We start from the raw sequence: 21,000 nt of genomic DNA, 5'->3' as shown, positions 1-21,000 counted from the left end.
ACGGTGCCGGTCGCGGACGGAATATTCACGGGAGGTCCTTGATCAGTCCCATGCAGGAGTAGGCCAGATCGGGGACCTCCTCGACGGGAACGTCGCGGGCGGCCGCGAGCATGCGGATGTGGGCGTGCTCGTCGGCGGTGATGTCGCGCACGAGCACCTTCCAGGGAACGCGGCGTAACAGCACGCGGGTGGTCTCTCCGACACCGGGTTTGACGAAGTTGACGCTCGAGATGCCGTACTGCGCCCGCACGCGTTCGACGGACTCCCAGCCGGCCCAGGTGGGGGTGCGGTCGGACCCGAGCACCGCCTGCGCGGCCGCCGCGACGTCGCCGCACGTGTCGAACTCCGCGGTGACGGTGTCCAGCAGATGGTTCGATACGTCGTCCGCGGCCAGCTCGGCGTAGAACTTGGCGCCGTGGAACTCTCCGGGACCGATCAGGCTGTCGTTGAGGACCGTCCGCGAGACCAGTCCGGAGACGGTGGAGTTCAGACAGGCCGAGGCGATGAGGAAGTCGTCGCGCGTGCCGTAGGTGCGGACGCAGTGGCCGGGGTCGGCGAGGACCGCGAGATCGTCGGACAGGACGGGACCGCCCCGCGCGGTGTATTCGGCGAGCGCAGCGGACAGTTCGCGCGCGATCGCGCCCTTGCCCGTCCAGCCGTCGACGAAGACGACCGAAGCGGGATCGTGCCGCGCGGTGATGTGATCGAGTGCGGCGGAGTCGATTCCGCGACCGCGGACGATCGACACGGCGTAATGCGGCAGCGTCAGGCCGTGGTGGTGCAGCGCCCACCGGCGGATCAGGATGCCGATCGGGGTGCCCGCCCGCGCGAGCGACACGAGGGTCAGGTCGGTTCCGCGTTCGGCGAGGAGCAGTTCGGTGACCGTACCCACCGCGTGCGCCAACCGGCCCGCGGTGCCGGCCAGCGCCTTGTCGAAGAGCTCACGGTAGGCGGCGTCGGGCTGGTACTCGATCGGCAGGGACTCCGCGTAGTGCGCGAGACCCGCCTGGACACGTGCCTCCCGTTCGGCGATGTCGCCTTCGAGGTCGGCGTGGGAGAGGTCCTTGAGCAGCCACGTCACCTCGTCGGGCGCGTAGGAGCCGAACTCGGGTCCGGTCAGTGGCACGGTCATACGGTCTCCCTGTGGGTGCGCAGCACCGTCGGATCGGTGGCGGGCACGATCACGACGAGGACGTCCTCGCCGGCAGCGGTGAGCACGTCGAGAACACCTCCCGGTGCGCGCAGGCGGTCGGTGTCGGCGGGCGAATCGACGACGAGGATCAGCTCGGCGCGGAGCTCGGTGGCTGTGGGCCACTGCGCGTTGTAGAGGAAACGCGGCACCTCGTTCTCGAATTCGCTGTCGATGTGTTCTGGTGCGGTGAAACGGAATCCGCGGCGCAACGGATATCCGTCGACGTCCATCACGTGGACGGGGGAGCGGGTCGTGGTCTGGAACCGTGCGGGGGTACCACGTTCGACGAGCGCCTCGGCGAGCCGCAGCGGCAGGTACATCAGTTCCTCGTGTCCGACGACGACGGCGGGCCGCCGGGCGTCGCGCACGTCCGCGATCGTGTCGGTGAGCGTCGACAGCGCCGCGTCGAAGGCTGCCGCGTCGGTGCGCAGCATCCCGTGTCGTCCACCGTCGGGCACATGGGACGGCCACGCCGCGTGGAGGAATCGGACGTCGCCGCGTCGGTCACCCACTGGATTGAGGTGAGGGTCGGGCAATGCCGCGACCCGCGCGACGAGATCGTCGGGGACGACGGATCGTCCGGCGGCCAGGCTCACGTGCTCGATGCTCGTGCCGAGTTCCGCCGCGACCTCCGCCGTCCGGAGGCGATCCTGTTCGGACCGCATGTCGACGAGGGAGGCGAGCACGTAACGATCCCGGGGGTGATCGCGGTGCAGCGCGCGGATGGCGTCGAGGGCCGTTGCTCCCGTGGAGATCTCGTCGTCGACGAGGACGAGCGGTGCAGCGTTGGCGAACAATGCGCCGGAGGTCGGCTGGAGCAGATGGAAGGTTGCGTGCGAGTGCCCCTCCTCGAATCCGGTGAGCACCTCCGCTCCGGGAACCTGACGTCGCGTCGAGTGCAGGTAGCACGCGGCGTCGAGGGCGTCGGCCACGCAGTGACCGAGACCCGTTGCGGTCTCGGCGAACCCCATGACGACGGCATCGGGTGCGGCATCGCCGAGGAGATCGGCGACGAGCCGGCCGAGCCGGTGACCGGCCCCGCGCACCGCGGCCGGTTCGGTGGGGATGTGCTTGCCGAGAACCGTGGAGACGAGCAGGTGCGCGCGTCGTGGATTGCGTCGCAGCCCCGGCCGGACGAGCTCGGGAACCGTGTAGCCGCACGACGACTCCACATGTTCGAGAGCGAAACCGAGTTCTGCGGTAGCCCAGGGGATATCGAGGATGTCGGTCATCGGTCCACCAGCGCCGTCAGCAGGTCGACGAAGGTGATCCCCTTACGGGTGACACCGAACACCGACGCGCGCAACAAGGTCTGCTCGGCCCACGTGCGGTGGGGTCGTCGTTCGTTCATCTTGTTGCCGTAACCCGAGGCCTGCACACCGCCGGTGTCGCGATCGAGGATGTCGGTCGCATCGTGGAACTCCTCGTGTGTCACGGCCGACAGGGCATGTACCGCAGCGACATGCGACGGATGGATGACGGTCTTGCCCTGGATGCCGTTGGCGCGGTCGAGCGCGATCTCGCGCAGCAGACCGTCGAGGTCGCGGCTGACGAGCTGCTGACGGAACAACACCGCGTCCTGCTCCTCGAAAGGTGTCGAGCGCAGCATCGGACGGAACATGCGTTCGTGATCGGCGAAGTACTCCCAGACGGGTCCGGTGATGACGAAACCTGTTCCGTCGGTACGTCCGAGGTGGTTGACGACATCGGCGATCACGTCGACGACGACCCGTACGTCGTAGATCGTCAGGTCGCGGTCGCGTCGGATACCGAAGGTCGCGCACATGTCGGTCGCGCCGATTCGGACGGCGAGGACGCGGTCGCGATGCTCGGCGAGGATGCCGGAGATCGCACGCAATTCGCCGTCCCGGGTCTCGCGGTGGACGACCTCGGCCGATTCGATCACGGGCATCGCGTAGAGGTGACGGTCGAGCAGTTCCGATGCCGCGGCGACCGCCTCGAGGAAGGCGGGACCGGTGCGTGCGGTGAACTTGGGCACCACGAACCCGGTCAGCACCGCCTTGCCGGCGCCGAGCATCGACGCGATCCGTCCGACGCCGTCGGCAGTGCGGACACGGACGAACACCATCATCGTCGACGGTCCGCTGTCGGCGAGCGCATCGAGTGTTGCGACGGCGTTCTGCAGGCCGTGCTCGACCTCGTCGTCGGCGACGGCGTCCTCGAGGTCGAGCACCATCGACGTCACGCCCTCGGCCGCACGCTTCGTGATGGTCGCGACGAGATCACCGCGCGTCGCGGGGACGTAGAGCGTGGCGCCGAGAGCGGTCGCCAGGCGGTCGCGATCGTCGCTGTGCCCGAACGGCTGCGGACGGTGCAGGAACAACTCGTCCAGCGTCGCGCCGTCGAGATGCCGAAAGTGCTGCATGGCGCGCACTTCGGTAAGCGTGGCCCCCCTCATGCGTTCTCGGTCCGTCCTCTCATCCGATCGACCACTCCTGCGATGAAGGTCGACACCGCATCCAAATCTCTGACGTAGGCCCAGTAGTCGGGGTGCACCCCGGTGAGTGCGTCGACTGCCCTGTCGATCCGGCTCAACTGCGAGTCGAGAACGGAACCCCATTCTGCGGTGAGACCGCGCTGCACGGCCAGGTGTTGTGCGTCACGGAGGCGGAACCGCACCTCGTCGACCTTGGCCCCCGGATTCTGCCGGACGGAACGCAGCGTAGCGAGTCGTGCGGTCACGGCGTCGACGAGTTCCTCGGCACGTGACAGTTCGGCGCGGATCGCCGCGACCAGCTCGAGGGCTTCCTCGGGGCGGCCGTCCTTCGCCGCCGCCCGTGCGCGTCCGAGCTGGTCCTCCGCGCGAGCGAGCAGTTCGGCGGCCTGTTTCTCGTTCCCGGACAGGTCGGCGGAGCTGGCCGCATTGAACTCGCGCAGCAGCGCGGAGAAGGCCGGGGCGAGGCCTTCCGTGCGGGTCCGGACCGCTCCGATCCTGGTGGTGACCGAGGCGAGGGTGCGGGCGGCCTCGTCGCGGCGTCCCGGGGCTGCGGCAAGGGCGTCGAGCAGGGCGGTGGTCGCTTCCTCGACCCGGAGGGCAGCCGTGCGGATCGCGCCCACGCCGTGTGCCGCATCGAGGCTGTTCAGAGCTTTCTCGAGCGCTTCGGTGGCGGATCGAACCGACGGATAGTGCGCAAAAGCAACGAAATCCGGAGACTCCACCTCGGCAAGGGTCTTGCGCGCCTCGGTGCGCATCCGGTGCGCCAGCTCGGGCACGGTGTTCGCCACGGCCGTCATGTGCTCGAGGTGACCCCGGTTGTTTCCGAAGAATTCATCAAGTGTTCGTGTTGCTTCGGTGATCTGTCGCAGTGCCTGCTCGTAGGCCGGAGCAGGTGCGAGCGGTTGCTCCGGATCCGTCACTGCCAGTTGGAGATACGTCTCACCGGCGCGATAACACGCCTGCCGGATGGGATCCCACCGACCGAGCAGGTGCCGCTCGGGTTCGAGCTCGTAGGACGCGGCCACACCGGCCTCGATGACGGACTGGCGTCTGTCCATGTCGAGGAACGCCGCGACCATCGCATCGTGTGCACGACGAGCCGCGGGATCTTCCGTGTTTCCCCCGCCGAACAGGCGGCGCGTCCATCGGCTCGCCACAGAACCGAATGGTACTGGGCGCACGTCCACCGGGCCGATCCGTCACCTTTCCGCCGGTCGGAACCGTGGTTCGTGCGGGCTACGGAAGTGGTCCGCGGGACCGGGCATAGTGGATATGGGCGTACCCCACGCCAACAACTAGGGTGGGGAGCAACGCACACCGGGCGTGCCCTGTACCGGTACGTCGACCGTTGGAACGATCGAAAGGACCCCGCATGGGCGTCAGCTTGACCAAGGGCGGAAACGTCTCCCTCACCAAGGAAGCTCCGAACCTGACGGCAGTGTCCGTCGGTCTGGGCTGGGACGTACGCACCACCACCGGCACCGACTTCGACCTCGATGCCAGCGCCATCGCCACCGGGGCCGACAAGAAGGTCGTCTCCGACCAGCACTTCGTCTTCTTCAACAACCTCAAGTCGCCCGACGGTGCCATCGAGCACGCCGGCGACAACCGCACCGGTGAGGGTGAAGGCGACGACGAGGTCATCAACGTCGACCTCGCTGCCGTCCCGGCGAACATCGAGAGCATCTTCTTCCCCGTCTCGATCTACGATGCCGATTCCCGCAGCCAGTCGTTCGGCCAGGTCCGCAACGCGTACATCCGCGTCGTCGACCGCGCGAACGGCAACGAACTCGCTCGTTACGACCTGTCCGAGGACGCCTCGACCGAGACCGCCATGGTCTTCGGCGAGCTGTACCGCAACGGTGCGGAGTGGAAGTTCCGCGCCATCGGCCAGGGCTACGCGTCCGGCCTCGCGGGTATCGCCCGCGACTACGGCGTCAACGTCTAGTTCGTTTCTTCGGGTTCCGGCTTCGGTCGCAGTGCCGAAGCCGGAACCGATGTGCAGTAACCACCCTGCAACGCCCTGATTCCGATTAGAAAGGCCACGCTTCGTGGTTCTGCGAATATTCGGTCCGTCGATGGCCGTCACCGTCATATCTCTCGTGGTGGCGTTCCTCTACGGCGGCCCGCAAGCTCTCTTCCTCTGCGTGATCCTCGGCATCCTCGAGGTTTCGCTGTCGTTCGACAACGCGGTCATCAACGCGACCGTGCTGCGCCGGATGAGCGAGTTCTGGCAGAAGATCTTCCTCACCGTCGGCATCCTCATCGCCGTCTTCGGTATGCGTTTGGTGTTCCCGCTCGCGATCGTGTGGATCGCGTCCGGGCTCGGCCCCATCGCGGCACTCGACCTCGCGTTGAATCCGCCGCCGGACGGAGCCGCCTACTTCCCGAACGGGGATCCCAGCTACGAGACCCTGATCACCGACGCGCATCCGCAGATCGCGGCATTCGGCGGCATGTTCCTCCTGATGCTCTTCCTGCACTTCATCCTCGAAGAGCGCGAGATCAAGTGGCTCGACTGGCTCGAACGTCCGCTCGCGAAGGCCGGCAAGCTCGAGCAACTCGAGGTCGTCGTCGCCACCGCCCTGCTGCTCATCACGGCCACCGTCATCGCGCCCGAGGACAAGGTCTCGACCGTCATGATCGCCGGCGCGCTCGGCATGATCACCTACATCGCGGTCAACGGGCTCGGCGAGATGTTCCACGTCCCCGAGGAGGGCGAGGAGCCCGAAGGCGGACCGAGCGGTCTCGCGAAGGCCACCGGTAAGGCAGGCTTCTTCCTGTTCCTCTACCTCGAGGTGCTCGACGCGTCGTTCTCGTTCGACGGCGTCATCGGCGCCTTCGCCATCACGTCCGACCCGATCATCATCGCCCTGGGCCTCGGCTTCATCGGCGCGATGTTCGTCCGCTCGATCACCATCTTCCTGGTGCGCAAGGGCACGCTGTCCGATTACGTGTACCTCGAGCACGGTGCTCACTGGGCCATCGGTGCGCTGGCACTGATCCTGCTGTACTCGATCGGCACGCACGTGCCGGAGGTCATCACCGGCCTGGTCGGTGTCGCCCTGATCGGTGCGGCGCTCGGCTCGAGCATCTACCGCAACCGCAAGATCGCGGCGAGGGAAGGCGAAGATGCTGTGAAGACCAGCATCCCCTGATCTTCGACAGTTCGAATCACATGCCGATGGGAGCCCTCGATCCGACATCTCGGATCGAGGGCTCCCATCGCTTTTCCGTACCCCGTGCGCAACCGCGCGCAGCCACTCCGACGAAAGGCTCGACATGGCCATCGACTACAACAAGAAGCCCGAGCAGAACGCCGGCGGCGTCAACCTGAGCAAGATCAACCTCACCAAGGAATCCCCGACCGTCAGCCTGTCGAAGGCCGGGTCCGGGCAGGGCGTCACGCGAGTGAACCTCAACTGGTCCCGCGGTGAGCAGCCGAAGAAGGGCTTCCTCTCGAAGCTCATGGGCGCGAGCGGTGGGGTGGACCTCGACCTCGGCTGCCTGTTCGAGCTTGCCGACGGATCCAAGGGCGTCATCCAGGCGCTCGGGAACAGCTTCGGGGCGCTGAACACCCCGCCGTACATCCACCTCGACGGCGACGACCGCACCGGCTCGAACACCGGCGGCGAGAACATGCACGTCAACCTCGAGCGCCCCGAACTGTTCAAGCGGGTGCTGATCTTCGCGATGATCTACGAGGGCGCGCCGAACTGGGCTGCCGTGGACGGCGTCGTGACGCTGACCCCGCCGTCGGGTCCGCAGATCGAGGTGCGTCTGGACTCGCCGAACAACAGCGCGCGCATCTGCGCGATCGCGATGCTGCAGAACACCGGGCAGGGCATCACCGTCGAACGTCTCGTGCAGTACATCGACGGCAGCCAGTCCGACCTCGACCGCGCGTTCGGGTGGGGCATGCAGTGGCAGGCAGGACGCAAGTAGCCCCATCGCAGAGTTCGTCCCGGCCCGGGTGGCCGGTGACAGGAGATCCCGTCGGCGCGTGCCGGCGGGATCTCGGTGGTGCCGGCCCCGCTCAGCGGGGTCGAAGACACCCAAATGTGTGTGTCCGGTTCTCACGGGCGGGATGTCGAACTGGAATGTCAGTTTCGGTGGAGAGCAAGGACCGGAATGGTCCGCACGCCGCGGGTCTTCTCCTCGTACTCGGCGAAACCGGGGTAGCGGCGGGCCTGCTCGGCATAGATGCGGTCGCGCTCGGCGCCGGTGATCTCTTCTACCGTGACCTCGAAGGTCTCGGTGCCGACCTCGACCTCTGCCCGTCCCGCGGTGGTGAGGTTGTAGTACCAGGCTGGATGGGAGGGGGCACCCCCTTTGCTCGCGAAGACGTACATGGTCGCGGCATCCTCAGGATCCGGCAGATACAGCGTAGGAGTCACCGTCTCGCGACCGCTCTTGCGACCGCGATGGTGCAGGAGCGCCATCGGTGCGCCTTCGAAGTTGCCGCCGACCCGGCCTTCGTTGGCCCGAAACTCGGCAATCACCTGCGCATTCCAGTCGTCGGACGAACTCATGGGACAAATCCTCCTGGCTACAGCAGTCGGCTACGAACCACCGTAATCATGTCGAGGACCACAGGGTCCGGAACGAAGAACTACGAACGATCGGGGGGCGTTGCGAGATCGCGGAATTCCGCGCTCCCATCGTGTACTTCGACAACGAGAGCGCGGACGTCGTCGACCGAACCCGTGTGGCCCCGAGCGAGCCGGAGATTCGCGACGCAGAGCGAGGCCGTACGAGGGTCGATCCGGACGAGGGTCATGCCGACCGGTCGGTCGCGGCCAGGAGTTCGCGCAACACGCCTTCCTGGAACGTCCGTGCTTGCCGGCCCGAGGGTGGCGACTCACCGGAGCGTGCTGCGATGGACTGTTCGATCGTCTCGGCCGGCTGGTAGCCGGCCTCGAGTAGCCATCGGCCGGCGTCCACTTTGGACAGCCACCTTCCGTAGCGATGTCGGACCAGCGCGCGACAAGCTCCGAGAACCGCGTCATCGGCTCCGGGCGAAGGCCGGTCGTCGGCCGGGCCGAGCAGCGCCATCCACCACCGCAGCGAGTCGACCAGTAGGCCCCGTAGCTTTTCAGGTGCCAATTCGGCGAATGCTTCTGAGGCCGGCGGTCCCGCCAGGACTCGGCCGCTCTGGTGCAGGATGCTGCGGTCCAGTCCGTACCAGAACGTCCCGTCGATTGCCGGGCGGTCTGCGGGTCGAAGGGTCTGCCGGAAGGCCATGGCCGGACCGTCGTTCAACTCGACCTCGAAGCCCGGCTCTCCGGTGCCCGACCGAGCCGTAGCCACGGTGTAGGCCACCAGTTCCAATCCCCGAGCCGGACACGGCAAAGCGTCGTGCCGCAGTCGAGCGATCAACTCCCTCTTGACCGGTTCGCTCAGCGGGTCGCGGCAGAGCAGAGCGATGTCGATGTCGCTTCGGCCGGCGTGGAAGGCGTTCAGGGCCAGTGACCCGGCCGCGTACGCCCCGACGAACTCCGTACCGAGCACATCTCGGGCGGCCTTCACGAGGGCTTCGAGATATCGCTCCACGTCGATGTTCGGCATCACCCCATCATCTCCGGTTCGGTACCGGGTCGTCTCGTGCTCACCTCGTCGGTCGGTTTCAGGCGAACGATCTCGAGACGGGTGATCTTGTCGTTCTCGAATCTGAAGGTGATGACTGCCAAGGGGTGACCGCCGGGGGCTATAACCGCTGCGGGCGCGCCGTTGACGTGCATCGGGATGCTCGCATGAATTCGGGTGGTGAAGAAGCGGGTTTCCTCCGCCACGGCGCGGTTTCCGATGACTTCGACAGCTCCACCCTCGGGGAGGAGCACTGGGTCGGCGGCACGGACGACGTCGGGTGCCATCAGCGCGACGAGCGAAAAGCCATGCTGTCGACCTCCGCGACCTCGTTGAGCTGTCACGGACGATCGAACGAGCAAACGACGAGACCACCGGCAAGGCGCGCCGGTGGTCCCATAACTGGCAATCCAGGTGGTCCCATCACCCTGGCAAAATCAGATCAAACTGGTCCCATGCTCATGGCAGACGACACTAGAAACGACCGGACCGACTATCGGGGACCTGCCACAGGCGCACCTGTCCGGTCGGGCTCCGGTTCGGAAGGTGGTGCCCGTTCCTCCGCAAGACGACAGCGACACCTCGGTTGAGCTTGAGATCGAGTTGGATCGCGACTACTACGACCGCGGTACCGCCGCCCGACGTCGTGACCACGAGTCGCTCGGGGACCTCGACGATATCTTCGCCAAGCTTGAGCAACGAGTAGAGGTGTTGCTGGTAGAGCTGGGTGAAGTGTTGGAGGAGTAGCAGCGTCTACTGTGTGCCGGATCCTTCTCGGATAGTAGCTCTTACAGCTTCTCCGAACTGTTGTGCCTGATACCAGTAGAACTCGCGAACCGAACGTCGTTGAACGTCGGCATCGAATCCCAGTCGAGCCAGCACCACGAGATGCAAGAGATCTTGGGTGATATCGGCAAGGCGGTATCTCGGCTCCTCCGGAATCGCATCCAGCCGGGCAAGTTCCAGGTGAGCTACCGCATTTCTGGCATTTTTGAGCCACTTCGCCCACGTTTCGCGATCGGTGACCAGCTCATCGACCGCAGTCGCATCAGCACATCCTGCGAGGTCGAGCATGCGTTCCTTCAGGCCAGGTTGATTCCTCAGCTTCGGAAGGACCCAACTTCGTTCTTCCTTCGTCAGCGCGTCTCGGATCTTCTGGATGATTGCTTCATGTTGTTCGGCGCTGAACTCGCTCGTACGAGCGTCCGGGAATAACTCGCGGTGAAAGGCTTCCGCCGCGGCCCCCGCATTAAACAGGATGTTTTCGTAGTACACGGGCCGGTCGTAGGTCAGCGACAACAGCACATCCATACCCGACTTCGCCTGAGCAGCCAACTCGCACCACGAGGGGTAGATCTCTTCGAAAGAAGTCACAGAAAGGTCGAACAGGTAGTCGTTAACGTCGGTCGTCCGTGACTCTCGGATCTGAGGCTTGGTACGAACCTTTAGATCGACTCTCTGCGTCTCGCCGTCTTGTGAGGCGACAAGCAGTGTTCTGCTGCGGATTGCACATGGTGTTCGAGTAGCAAAGGTGACAAGATCCCGCAACGCCGATGGCGCGTCGACGCCGGCTTCCCAGGCCTGGTTCGTATCGAACTCGAAGACGGCAGACACCCACTCACGCTCACACAATCGGCGCCCGTCGCTCAACGACTCTGGCCACCAGCTCCCCGAACGACAGGGCTTGAGCGTGACAGTGGTGCCAGCGACCTTCACCGACTGCGGGTCGGGGAAGGAAAACTCGAATCCCGTCAGCTCCTGCCCCTCCGCGAAAGTAGGGGTGAACGTGCGCATCGCAGACCACTCCGTCAGGTTGTCGATTTCGACAACCAGACCCCGCACGACCTTCTGGTCCACAGAGTCGAGATGGATGCCGATCAGGACCGCCCCGGGGCGAACGGTTTGTGTGAACGATCCTCCCGTCGCCGAGGCGCGCATCGAGAGGCAATCAATCAGGGTGACGGGGCGGCCGCCTGCTATCCCATGAAGTACCATTGCACGACCCGACGGCTCCACAGTCAACTCGCGGGGTGCGCCGATGGTGTGCTCATCGCGAAAGACTCCACCAATGGCGGTAAGGGATGCGAATCCGTTGTCGTCCAACTCCAGCATGCCGCCAACCCGAAGATCTGGCGTGCGCGGATGCCACCACTGCCCGAGAAGTTCTGTTTCCTTCACGAACTCATCTCTCCTTCAGACGCCCTGCCGGAACGGCCCCCGGATCACTGGGATCCCAGGCCACCCGCGGGGCTGGCTCTGGTCCCCGGAGTATGGATGCTGCGTCGGCAAATGAGTGGTGGACTCGCGGCTGAATCCTGCGATCTCTTCCAGAGTCCTGGGCTGAGGCGGGACGCACTGCGCTGGCGTCAGTAATATCCAGAGGGATGATCGGCCGCTCGGGTGTCAACGGCCATCGTGGTGTCCCCGCTCTTGGCCAGGTGGAAGTCCCCGCCTCGTGGGTGTTCGGGGTTGGGGTCAGGGGCGTTCACCTCGTTCGTGTCGGGCCTGGCGCATCCGGTAGGACTCACCGTCGGTGAGCACGACGGTGGCGTGGTGCAAGAGCCGGTCGAGGATGCCGGCGGCGGTGGTGTGTTCGGGCAGGAACCGGCCCCACTGCTCGAACGGCCAGTGCGAGGCGACCGCCAGGGATCGGCGTTCGTAGGCGCCGGCGACGAGTCGGAACAGCAACTGGGTGCCGGTGTCGTCCAGCGGCGCGAACCCGACCTCGTCGACGATGATCAGATCTGCCCGCAACAGCGTGTCGATGGTCTTGCCGACGGTGTTGTCGGCCAGGCCGCGGTAGAGGGTTTCGACGAGGTCGGCGGCGGTGAAATAGCGGACCTTGTGCCCGGCGTGCACGGCCGCGATCCCCAACCCGATCAGGGTGTGGGATTTTCCGGTCCCCGGCGGGCCGACCAGCGCCAGATTGGCGTGGGCACGAACCCATTCCAAACCGATCAGGTAGTCGAATGTGGCTGGTGGGATGGAGGACTCGGCGACGATGAAACTGTCGAGGGTCTTGGCGACGGGGAACGCGGCCGCTTTGAGTCGGGCGGCGATGTTGGAGGCGTCGCGGGCGGCCAACTCCGCTTCGATCAGGGTGCGCAGCACCTCCTCCGGAGTCCAGCGTTGGGTCTTGGCGGTCTGCAGGACCTCGGCGGCGGTGCGGCGGACGGTGGCGAGTTTGAGTCGGCGCAGACCGGCGTCGAGGTCGGCGGGCAACGCCGCGACCGCCGGCGGAACGGCGGTGCTCGAACTGCTCATCGCGCGGTCTCCTCTCGGGTGACGGCGTAGGCGTCGAGAGATCGGGTCGGGGCGGTCGGCAAGTCCAGCACCAGCGCCTCACCGCCGGGGCGGGGTTGGGGAACCCCGGCGCCGGCGTCGAGGATGGACCGGACGTCGTCGGCGCGGAACCGCCGGAACGCCACCGCCCGGGTCAGGGCGGCGAGCAGGGCATCGGTGCCGTGCGCGGCCTGCAGATCCAGCAGCACCGCGAGTTCGGCGGGCAGGCGGGTGTTGGCGGCCGCGGCGGCACCGACGAGGAACTGTTCGGCGACCGGGCCGAGTGCGCAGAATCGTTTCTCGACTTCGGTTTTCGGTCGCGGACCGCGACTGGGAGCCTGTCGCGGGGTCGGGTAGTGCTCGTCGAGGATCGACGCGGTGCCCGGGGCGGTGAGCGCGTGCTCGGCGGCGACCTCCCCTGTGGCGGGGTCGGCGATCAGCAGTCGCCCCTCGCCGGCGGTGACGGTGACGGTGGCCCCGATCAGTCGGGTCGGCACCGAATAGCGGGCCGAGCCGAAGCGGATGCAGGAGAGCTTGTCGACCTTGCGGGTCACCGGCGGCGGCCCGATCTGCAGGCGCAGCGACGGCAGCGGCCCGAGCACGGCCTGTTCCTCGCGCAGTCGCTGGGCGGGGACCGCGTCGATCTCGGTGTGCACCCGGGTGTTGACCTCGATGCACCAGGCCTTCGCGGCGGCGTTCGCGGCGGCCAGGTTCACCGGTCGGCCGGACAGGTCGGCGTCGGTGAGCAGCGGGACGACCAGGTCGCGTTGGGCGTAGCCGACGAGGTGTTCGACGACGCCCTTCGACTCGGGGTCGGCGGCGTGGCAGAAGTCGGGACGGAACCCGTAGTGGGTGGCCATCCGCACGTAGTCCGGGGTCGGGACCACCACGTTCGCCACGACTGCGCCTTTGAGGCAGGCCATCCGGTCGGCCAGGACCTTGGTGGGCACCCCGCCGATCGCGGCGAGGGCCTCGGCGATCAACGTCAAGGTGGTGGCGGCGCGTTCGTCGGTGGCGAAGGCGACGAACCGCCACCGTGAATACGCCAGCACCGCGCAGAACAGGTGCAGACCGGCACCGAGGGTGGCCCAGTCGATGACCAGGTATTCACCCGGTGTCCACACGGCGGGACGGCGGCCGCGGTGATTGTTTTTGCGCCACTTGGTTCTCTCGTCGGCGACGAGGCGGCGGAAGTTGCGGTCCGAGCCGGTGTATCCGGCGGCCGCGGCGATGGGGAGCAGGCGTTTGGCGGAGATTCTGCCTCGGGACGAGGCGATGCGTTCTGCGACGATCTCGGTGACGGTGTCGTAGTTGCGGGGGCGGGGTTGCCGTGGGGGCGGGGTGTCGCCGGCTTCGAATCGTTCGATGACACGGCGGACGGTTTTGTGGGTGGTGCCGCACATCTCGGCGGCGCCTCGGTAGGTGCCGACCTCGCGGTAGGCGGAAATGATGTCCATGCGGTCCTTCGCAGACTTCAATGGAACTCCCTGGGCGGTGACAGGTGACTGGGTGGCACCTTCACCTTCACCGCTCAGGCCTGGCGTTCCGGTGGGAATCACGACGAACACGAGGCGGGGACTTTCATCTGGCCACCACCGGTGGGGACCGTTACTCGGCCACCAGTGGGGACTTTCTCATGGCCATGGACATCGGGAGCCAGCGCGATACGGATCGGGTAGTACAAGATACTCCCCGCACGGGTGGAACAATGCTGTGTCAGCACCAGCTCCACCGAGGACGCCGGGTTCACCGGGGGCCCGAAAAAGTCGAGCACCTTGGTGGTATCGGAGCTGTCGGCGTCGTCGCCCTCCGCTGCCCAGTCCGAGAGGATCGGTTCACTCATGCATGTACCGAAACACTCGAAATCTGTTGTGGCAATAGCAGTCCACCTCAATTCGTGTTGTCTTCTGTGTAACTCCGCCGGTCAGCGCATCGAATTCGTCGACTATCGGGCGAACAAATTTTCTTGCATCGGGGTACCCAATCCTCAATCGCGACCTACTCTACGAGTTCCGTCTCACGAGCCCTATAAGAGCATGTCTCTTATGGCCTAGATCGTTTGTGCGGCATAATGCACTGCCGTGGTCGATGCGTTGTCTTCCTGGCTGGTACCGGATGCGTTGTGGGAGATCGTCGAACCGTTGCTGCCCGGATTCCGGGCGCGGCCCCAAGGCGGCGGCCGGGCGGCGATCGATGATCGGGCGGTGTTCACCGCGATCGTCTACGTGCTCACCAGCGGCTGTGCCTGGCGGCACCTGCCACCGTCGTTCGGGGTCAGCGTTCCGACCGCACACCGCCGCTTCACCACCTGGGTTCGGGCCGGGGTGTTCGACGAGCTGCACCGCCGGGTCCTCGATCGGCTCGGTGCCGGTGGGGACCTGGACTGGTCCGCCGCGATCCTGGACGCAGCGCACGTGCGGGCGAAAAGGGGGGCTCTCTGACCGGTCCCAGCCCGGTCGATCGAGGCAAGAACGGCTCGAAGATCCACATCCTCTCCGATGCCGACGGCATTCCCCTCGTCACGGCGGTGACCTCGGCGAACACCCACGACAGTGTCATGCTGCAACCCATGGTCGCTGCGATTCCGGCGGTGCGCTCACCTCGCGGTCCGCGGCGCCGCCGACCCGGCCGGTTGCGGGCGGACAAGGGTTACGACTATCCCGTGCACCGCCGGTGGCTGCGGGCCCGGGGCATCGTTCCGCGGATCGCCCGCCGCGGCGTCGACAGCAGCGAACGCCTCGGCCGTTACCGGTGGAAGATCGAACGCACCCTGGCTTGGCTGAGCGGCTATCGCCGGCTGACGATGCGCTACGAACGTCACGGTGAGAACTTTGCTTCCTTTCTCCAACTCGCCGCTGCGCTGACCTGCTTCAAGAAACTCACCAAATGAGACGTGCTCTAAGACGCCCAAGGAACTACCGCGGACTTTGTTTGACGTAAGAGCGCTCTATCGGCCAGGCGCGCGGCCGAGGCGGCCGTTGCCTCGAAGCGTCAAGGTCCGAGGGACGATGAAGTTTCCGTCGCCGAGCCATGTCATCAAGTGACGGTGTACTTGTGGGAGCCCGGAACCGGGAATATTGTGCCTTCACGGAATTGGCGCGGTGAGCACTGGGCGAGGGCGATCAACCGTTCCCGTAACGCGGTCGCGGGGTCCCATCCGGTCGGTCCCTTCAGGTGAAGTCGGCGGGCTCCCATCGCTTTGGCGTCACGCTTGGGGTAGGAGAAGATCTCCTTCCAGGAATGGTCGACGGCGTCGTGTCGTACGTAGAAGGTGGCCTGGCCAGTGAGGGGGCTGAGGGCGATCGCATCATCACCGATATGGCGGCCGCTGCGGTCGACATGCCGGATAAGCAACACCAGATAGGAACCGTTGATGTTGGTGCCGAATGGACCGGGGAGAGTGCGGCGGGACGACTTTCCGTGTAGCCACTGGCAGCGCTCGGGTCCGAAGTAGTGTTCGAGGTCCTTCAACACCTGGAGTTTTTCCGGGGCAAATCGAGGTCCCGATTGCGGTGCAGTGCGGCGATGTTCTCTCCGCGCATACGCCTCCGGATCGGTGCCCGGGGGCAGCACTTCGAAATCGATCCGCTCTTCCGCCAGTTCGAGCTTTCGGTGGGCAAGACTGTCCTCGTACCGGCGCAGGAAGTCGTACCGGCCTTCACGCAGATCGCGGAACTGGGCCCGGATCTTCTGTACTGCCCGGCCAGAATCGTGCGCCCGGTCGTCCAGCAACGGCTGTATCAGTGCGTTTGCGATGAAGGCACGTGTCGTTGATATACCGGCGTCGTCGAGGCGCTTGAAGATCTCCGCCATGAAGTAGTCGTGGACCTCGGAAGCATCCGAGATGTCGCTGGCCAGCAGGAGAGCGATCATGTTCTCGAGGTGGCTCAGAGTCTCGCTTTCCGCTGTGGCCGTGTCGACGCTGTGCTTCCACCGTGCCCAGGACTCCACCTTGGCCAGGAACTCGGTCGCTTCATCGACATACGCGTTATCCGGTTGTCCGCCACCGAATCCGGGTTCATCGAACGGACCATACTTCTTGTTCAGGTGCTGCCGAAGCGACCTGCCGTCGTCGACGGTCATTGCGATAAACCGAAGCACGTCCACCGCAGGCAGCGAGCCACGCTGACCGTCGAAGAGGACACGGAGACGGTACCGGTAGCCGAGATAGCTTTGTGGCGCTCCGTCGTGGAAGGCCTCGAAGTGGCGCAGCACTGTCCGGGTTTCGTCTGTGTAGGCGAGGTGGGGCTGGTCCTCTGCGATGAGGAGGGTGACCTGGTCGAGTAGATCGGTTGACGTGGTGGGCGGGGGATTCTGCACATGAACTCCTCGGGGCGTAATCCGTCACGGCGTGTTCACCGAAGCAAGTTGTGGCAATGAGCCTCGTATCCTCCCCCGGTAGACACGTCACTGACCGGGAACACGAAGGCGGCAGGCGAAGGGTGCCGGTGGAGCAGGGCGGGGCTGCGTGAAGCCGATGGTCCGATGCGGTGTGTATCTGGTCGTTCAGCGGTGGCCGATGCTGATCCTGAAGGCTGCATCGACCGAGACCGCTGCCGAATAGACCAGTCCTGCGGTCAGGTGCAGTTGCGACTGCGCCAGCCGGGCGTTGTCGAAACCCGCGGCTGCGCTGGGCAACTCCGCGATCGCGGCCGGATCCAGTTGCAGAGCACCCGGGATGTACACCTGCGCGAGCCGCACACCTTCTGTGATCGCAGCGACGAGGTCGCGCGCATGCATGGGAGCTCGATGCCGGCCGGCGGCGAGGCTGACGTCCTCGTCTTCGGTGACGTCATCGCCCAACGCTGCATCGAAGGGGTGGACCGCTACCGGTGCACCGAGTCCACACCGGTTGTAGGCCTGAGCGAAGGCGTACCAGGCATGGGAGGAGCGTCGTGCCTCGTCCCGCGGCTGGTCGAACACCATCGTTTCGGTCAGCATCCACAGGCGGGTGAGGGTGTCGGCGCTTTGGTCGAGCACTGCCCATCCCGCACGGTGGTGGCCGCTACGGTGCAGGGAGGTAACCGCCTCGCAACTGTCGAGGAGCTGAGCGAATCGCACCGCGATCGCGGCGAGGTAGAACCCCTCGGTGTCCGGCCACTGATGACCTGACCCCGGTTCGAACCGAGGATCTATGGCCTCTTCTGCGGCCAGACGGCGTGCGGGCTCGAGGACGGTGCTGCGGGCTGCCTCGATGACGATCTCCACTGCCTCCACGGTGCCCGCCACCGCGGCCCACGCCCCGTCCGGCGCCATCCGGTCGAGCAGGACGTGGAGGAACTCGGTGCTGGTCGCGGCGGTTCCGGTTTGCCGCTCGATCATGCGATGCCCCAGGTGGTGCACGGAACCGAGCACCGGGCGAGATCGGCTTCGTCGAGATAAAAGCACCACAGTTTCTCGCCCGGCAGCCACAGTCGGCTGGGTTGGCCGGCCCATCGTGCCAGCTGCACGGTCGCACCCGGCGCCCGGTAGGCCTGTTCCAGTGCCGGCTCGAAGTCGCCGTCGGCGCTGAACAGCACGACCCCGTCGAAGCGGCCGGACCCTTGAGAGGTGCACAGATCCAACGCGATCGCGGTATCGACGCCCTTCTCGGTATAGGTGCCGGTGACGGGATCGAACGCGCTGGGGCGGCTGCGGACACTCACCCGGGGATCGAGTTGCCATTGCCGGATCATCGCCCGTTCGGTGGCGTACCGCTGGGGGTGGCGGCCGGGGTCGCACACCCCCATGTGGACGGTGATCTCGTCGAAGCGGATCGGCCGGTTCGATTTGGCGGCGATGACGTCGGCCATCCGGCCCATGTTCAGGTCGACGGTGTTGCTGGGTCGACCCCAGGGAAGTACGCTGACCATGCCGTCCAGCACGTTGTACAGATCGACGACGAGCTTGAAGGACGCAGGGGTATCACTCACGAGTGTTCTCCTAACAACCGAATTCGAATGCCTCGCCCCTCCTGGCTACCAACCGTTTCCGGGGGCGGGTGCATTCGTATCTTCGCAGTCGTCGACGAATTCCGCAATACCTTCCCGAGTGGATTTTCTTTGCCGGTCTCGTAGCCCTCCTGTGGCTTACCCCTGCGGTGGTCCCCGTCGCCCTATTGAAGATGGCCTCGGATCGAGAAAAATCCACTCTACCTGCGGGTTTGAGTCAATTCGAGAACTTGCATGCTAAAAGATTATTGGACGACTTCGAGTTCTATGCCTCGAATATCGGAAGGGCAGAAAAGCCTTTTAAGGCTTTCTCGGTTCCGGATTCGGATGATGTCTTTATGGCTGAACAAGAATAAAGGGTAGATCCTTATTTCCGTTGGCTGACATGAGGCAGTGCCTTATCTGCAACCGCAGATTTCTTACTTCGATCTGTTTTCTCATCAGAAAGATGTGGGAGCGAAGAGTAAGTGGGCGGCTGCCCCGGCGATTCGTCACTGTGACACCGGGCGTTTGCTCCTGCTGTGAACGCCGATGCGTTGCGTCGGACGGGAAGGGTTCGCCGAGACGGCGCCAAGAACACCGCAGGAGATGCTCTGCCGAGACAGGTCGACAATATCGTTACACGGCTGGTCGAGGAGGTCGTGCAGGTCAGGCGCCGAGCCGAGATGACGGCCATGGCGGGGTGAGGGTGCGCTCGTGGACATAGGCTTCAGTGGTGCTGCGGACAGGTATTCGACCTGAGGAGTGATCGCCTGTGGGACCTCGGGAGGTGGCACGACGATAACCGATACGGCCGTAGAACACTCGGTGCCACCGTCGACGGGCTGGTCGAGGCGCAGCAGTGATCTGCGGCGTGCCGGAAGCGCGCTACCAGCCGGCGACCGGCGGGATGTGACGGCCCGGCTTGCCCGGCACGGAGGGGATTATGTCCTCTGACTGCCAATCGATCCGAGGGAGACCGGGTCCACCATGCCGGGCATCTGCCCTGCTGACCGCCGCTGCGGAATGTGTCAAGCGGTTTGAGTCCAGTGGGTGTCAGGCGGCTATCGTGTCGTCCTCCACTGTGGCCTCGGAATCGTCGGCTGGCCGGTTGATATAGACGGTGTCGGACAGGTCGAGGATCTTCGGCGCGGTGGTGGTGCCGAAGCGGTGCGGATGCCGGGCACGAGCGGCATCGAGTACCTGCCGGCGTTCGGCGGCCTTGCCGGCGGCCAGACCGAAGTGGACATCGGCGGGCGTGTGCAACCCGATTCCGGTGTGGCGATGTTCGTGGTTGTACCATTCAGTGAAGATGATCATGAATTCCCTTGCCTGACTGAGTGATCCGAACCGATCAGGAAACCCTGGCCCGTACTTGAGGGTCTTGAACACCGATTCGGAATACGGATTGTCGTTCGAAACCCGCGGCCGCGAATGCGAGCGAGTGACCTCGAGATCGGCCAGCAATGCGGCGACGGACTTGCTGGTCATCGACGTACCACGGTCAGCGTGCACGACCTGCGGAATGCCGTGTACGGCAAAGATCTGCTCCATCAACTCCCGCGCCAGCACACCCGATTCGTGCGCGTGAACATGGACTCCGACGATGTACCGCGAGTAGATGTCGATCATCACGTACGCATCGAAGTAGCGGCCCTTCTCCGGCCCGGCAAGCTTCGTGATGTCCCACGAGTACACCTGCCGCGGCGCGGTCGCGATTAACTCCGGGCAGGTCCTCGCCGGGTGCCTCGCGAGCCGGCGACGCTCACTGACCTGCGTATTCTCCCGCAACACGCGGTGCATCGTGGACACCGAGCACAGGTAGATGCCCTCGTCGAGCAGCTGCGCATACACCTCGAGCGGCGCCTGATCGACAAACCGATCACTATCGAGCACCTCGAGGATGCGGCGGCGTTCGATCGGCGTGAGCTTGTTCGCCGGCTCGACCGGCGGAGCCGACATCACCGGCGGGGTCGGTGTGGTGGCTGCGGTGCGCCGCCGGACCGCGGTCGAGCGGACCACACCGGTCAGCGTGCTGGCCGTCCTCGTCGACACCCCGGCTTCGGTCAGTTCGGTCCACGCTACGGTCAGCGCTTGTTGGGCTTGTCGCCGAAATCCGCTCTCTCGGAGAGAGAGTCCAAGAGAGCGTGCGCTTTTCCCATGATGTCCAAGGCGGCCTCGGTGGTGGTCAACCGCTTGTTCGCCCGGGCGAGCTCTTGCTTGAGGCGGGCGATATCGGCCTGCTCGGCGGTGAGCTTGCCGATCTTCGCGCCGGGCTGCTTGCCGTCGAGGACCCCGGCGTCGCGTTGTTTGCGCCACTCGCTGATCAGCGACGAGTACAGGCCTTCACGGCGTAGGTATGCCCCGCCCTCGTTCGTCTCGCAGGCCTGTTCGTACGCGGCCAGGTGGGAGAGCTTGTCGGCGGGGCTGAACACGCGCCGGCGGGGTCCGTCGGCGCGGGGGTGAGTGGAGGCCATGCGGTCATTGTCCTCGACCGCTGTAGGGGTGGACATCGTCATCGTTGGGTTGATCCGTATCTCGCCCTGCAGGCGGGGTTGCTGTGAACCAGTGGA

At 65.4% G+C, this 21,000-nt stretch carries 20 protein-coding genes; 5 read left to right on the top strand and 15 right to left on the bottom strand.

Going from position 1 to position 21,000, the window contains the following annotated elements; all coding sequences use genetic code 11:
- Nucleotides 1-25: 25 nt before the first annotated feature.
- The 4 genes from CKW34_RS23220 to CKW34_RS23205 are packed head-to-tail and all read right to left on the bottom strand — an operon-like array spanning nucleotide 26 to nucleotide 4,729.
- Complete coding sequence (locus CKW34_RS23220; protein ID WP_059384429.1) at nucleotides 26-1,132, bottom strand: cysteine protease StiP family protein; 1,107 nt, start codon at nucleotides 1,130-1,132, stop codon at nucleotides 26-28.
- Nucleotides 1,129-2,424 (bottom strand): phosphoribosyltransferase family protein, encoded by a 1,296-nt coding sequence (locus CKW34_RS23215; protein ID WP_059384430.1) that lies wholly within the window; start codon nucleotides 2,422-2,424, stop codon nucleotides 1,129-1,131. The genes CKW34_RS23220 and CKW34_RS23215 overlap by 4 nt, the downstream gene beginning before the upstream one ends.
- Complete coding sequence (locus CKW34_RS23210) at nucleotides 2,421-3,578, bottom strand: HpcH/HpaI aldolase/citrate lyase family protein (RefSeq protein WP_059384431.1); 1,158 nt, start codon at nucleotides 3,576-3,578, stop codon at nucleotides 2,421-2,423. The genes CKW34_RS23215 and CKW34_RS23210 overlap by 4 nt, the downstream gene beginning before the upstream one ends.
- A gap of 29 nt (nucleotides 3,579-3,607) precedes the next feature.
- A complete protein-coding gene (locus CKW34_RS23205; RefSeq protein ID WP_059384432.1) occupies nucleotides 3,608-4,729 on the bottom strand; it encodes a serine/threonine-protein kinase in 1,122 nt (373 codons plus the stop codon).
- 293 nt (nucleotides 4,730-5,022) lie between these two features.
- Between CKW34_RS23205 and CKW34_RS23200 the strand changes: the two genes are divergently transcribed.
- The 3 genes from CKW34_RS23200 (at nucleotide 5,023) to CKW34_RS23190 (ending at nucleotide 7,595) form a co-directional block, all read left to right on the top strand.
- Complete coding sequence (locus CKW34_RS23200; protein ID WP_059384433.1) at nucleotides 5,023-5,598, top strand: TerD family protein; 576 nt, start codon at nucleotides 5,023-5,025, stop codon at nucleotides 5,596-5,598.
- Between the two features lie 103 nt (nucleotides 5,599-5,701).
- A complete protein-coding gene (locus tag CKW34_RS23195; protein ID WP_059384434.1) occupies nucleotides 5,702-6,808 on the top strand; it encodes a DUF475 domain-containing protein in 1,107 nt (368 codons plus the stop codon).
- 124 nt (nucleotides 6,809-6,932) lie between these two features.
- The gene (locus tag CKW34_RS23190; RefSeq protein ID WP_059384435.1) at nucleotides 6,933-7,595 is read left to right on the top strand and encodes a TerD family protein; all 663 of its coding nucleotides are present in this window, start codon (nucleotides 6,933-6,935) and stop codon (nucleotides 7,593-7,595) included.
- A 158-nt stretch (nucleotides 7,596-7,753) separates the two neighbouring features.
- Here the strand turns inward: CKW34_RS23190 and CKW34_RS23185 are convergent, their stop codons facing one another.
- From CKW34_RS23185 to CKW34_RS23170, 3 genes are all read right to left on the bottom strand, one after another.
- Nucleotides 7,754-8,182 carry a nitroreductase family deazaflavin-dependent oxidoreductase gene (locus CKW34_RS23185; RefSeq protein WP_059384436.1) on the bottom strand — a complete coding sequence of 143 codons (429 nt, stop codon included), beginning with the start codon at nucleotides 8,180-8,182 and terminating at the stop codon, nucleotides 7,754-7,756.
- Between the two features lie 244 nt (nucleotides 8,183-8,426).
- Nucleotides 8,427-9,218, bottom strand: coding sequence for a nucleotidyltransferase family protein (locus CKW34_RS23175; RefSeq protein ID WP_059384437.1), 792 nt, complete (start codon nucleotides 9,216-9,218; stop codon nucleotides 8,427-8,429).
- Nucleotides 9,218-9,523 (bottom strand): hypothetical protein, encoded by a 306-nt coding sequence (locus CKW34_RS23170; protein WP_197700683.1) that lies wholly within the window; start codon nucleotides 9,521-9,523, stop codon nucleotides 9,218-9,220. Before CKW34_RS23170 ends, CKW34_RS23175 begins: the two co-directional genes overlap by 1 nt.
- A gap of 259 nt (nucleotides 9,524-9,782) precedes the next feature.
- Here CKW34_RS23170 and CKW34_RS23165 point away from each other — a divergent pair, with 259 nt between their 5' ends.
- On the top strand, nucleotides 9,783-9,983 hold the full coding sequence (locus CKW34_RS23165) for a hypothetical protein (RefSeq protein WP_095092066.1): 201 nt from the start codon (nucleotides 9,783-9,785) through the stop codon (nucleotides 9,981-9,983).
- A 6-nt stretch (nucleotides 9,984-9,989) separates the two neighbouring features.
- Here CKW34_RS23165 and CKW34_RS23160 read toward each other — a convergent pair whose 3' ends face one another.
- From CKW34_RS23160 to CKW34_RS23145, 4 genes are all read right to left on the bottom strand, one after another.
- Complete coding sequence (locus tag CKW34_RS23160) at nucleotides 9,990-11,414, bottom strand: ApeA N-terminal domain 1-containing protein (RefSeq protein ID WP_064059901.1); 1,425 nt, start codon at nucleotides 11,412-11,414, stop codon at nucleotides 9,990-9,992.
- Between the two features lie 297 nt (nucleotides 11,415-11,711).
- The gene (istB, locus tag CKW34_RS23155) at nucleotides 11,712-12,500 is read right to left on the bottom strand and encodes an IS21-like element helper ATPase IstB (RefSeq protein WP_059384679.1); all 789 of its coding nucleotides are present in this window, start codon (nucleotides 12,498-12,500) and stop codon (nucleotides 11,712-11,714) included.
- A complete protein-coding gene (gene istA / locus CKW34_RS23150) occupies nucleotides 12,497-13,996 on the bottom strand; it encodes an IS21 family transposase (protein WP_155418985.1) in 1,500 nt (499 codons plus the stop codon). Before istA ends, istB begins: the two co-directional genes overlap by 4 nt.
- Before the next feature lie 77 nt (nucleotides 13,997-14,073).
- Nucleotides 14,074-14,361, bottom strand: coding sequence for a hypothetical protein (locus CKW34_RS23145; RefSeq protein WP_095092065.1), 288 nt, complete (start codon nucleotides 14,359-14,361; stop codon nucleotides 14,074-14,076).
- A 238-nt stretch (nucleotides 14,362-14,599) separates the two neighbouring features.
- On the opposite strand from CKW34_RS23145, the gene CKW34_RS23140 reads away from it, so the two are divergent.
- Nucleotides 14,600-15,408, top strand: a protein-coding gene (locus CKW34_RS23140; protein WP_414896218.1) for an IS5 family transposase whose coding sequence is annotated in 2 segments (ribosomal slippage) — nucleotides 14,600-14,947 and nucleotides 14,950-15,408 — 807 coding nt in all. Because the reading frame shifts where the segments join, the coding sequence is not laid out codon by codon here.
- Nucleotides 15,409-15,554: 146 nt separating this feature from the next.
- Here CKW34_RS23140 and CKW34_RS23135 read toward each other — a convergent pair.
- From CKW34_RS23135 to CKW34_RS23120, 4 genes are all read right to left on the bottom strand, one after another.
- Complete coding sequence (locus CKW34_RS23135) at nucleotides 15,555-16,838, bottom strand: hypothetical protein (RefSeq protein ID WP_059384841.1); 1,284 nt, start codon at nucleotides 16,836-16,838, stop codon at nucleotides 15,555-15,557.
- A gap of 186 nt (nucleotides 16,839-17,024) precedes the next feature.
- Nucleotides 17,025-17,840 carry a hypothetical protein gene (locus CKW34_RS23130; protein ID WP_155419000.1) on the bottom strand — a complete coding sequence of 272 codons (816 nt, stop codon included), beginning with the start codon at nucleotides 17,838-17,840 and terminating at the stop codon, nucleotides 17,025-17,027.
- Entirely contained in the window at nucleotides 17,837-18,430 is a 594-nt protein-coding gene (locus CKW34_RS23125; protein WP_059384839.1) for an NYN domain-containing protein, read from the bottom strand. The genes CKW34_RS23130 and CKW34_RS23125 overlap by 4 nt, the downstream gene beginning before the upstream one ends.
- Nucleotides 18,431-19,483: 1,053 nt before the next feature.
- Nucleotides 19,484-20,904, bottom strand: a protein-coding gene (locus CKW34_RS23120; RefSeq protein ID WP_095092064.1) for an IS3 family transposase whose coding sequence is annotated in 2 segments (ribosomal slippage) — nucleotides 19,484-20,541 and nucleotides 20,541-20,904 — 1,422 coding nt in all. Because the reading frame shifts where the segments join, the coding sequence is not laid out codon by codon here.
- Nucleotides 20,905-21,000 lie beyond the last annotated feature (96 nt).

Source organism: Rhodococcus rhodochrous (genome assembly GCF_900187265.1).
Classification (GTDB): domain Bacteria; phylum Actinomycetota; class Actinomycetes; order Mycobacteriales; family Mycobacteriaceae; genus Rhodococcus; species Rhodococcus rhodochrous.
The sequence above is the reverse complement of the archived record's forward strand: the minus strand, read 5'-3'. Positions and strand labels throughout refer to the sequence as shown.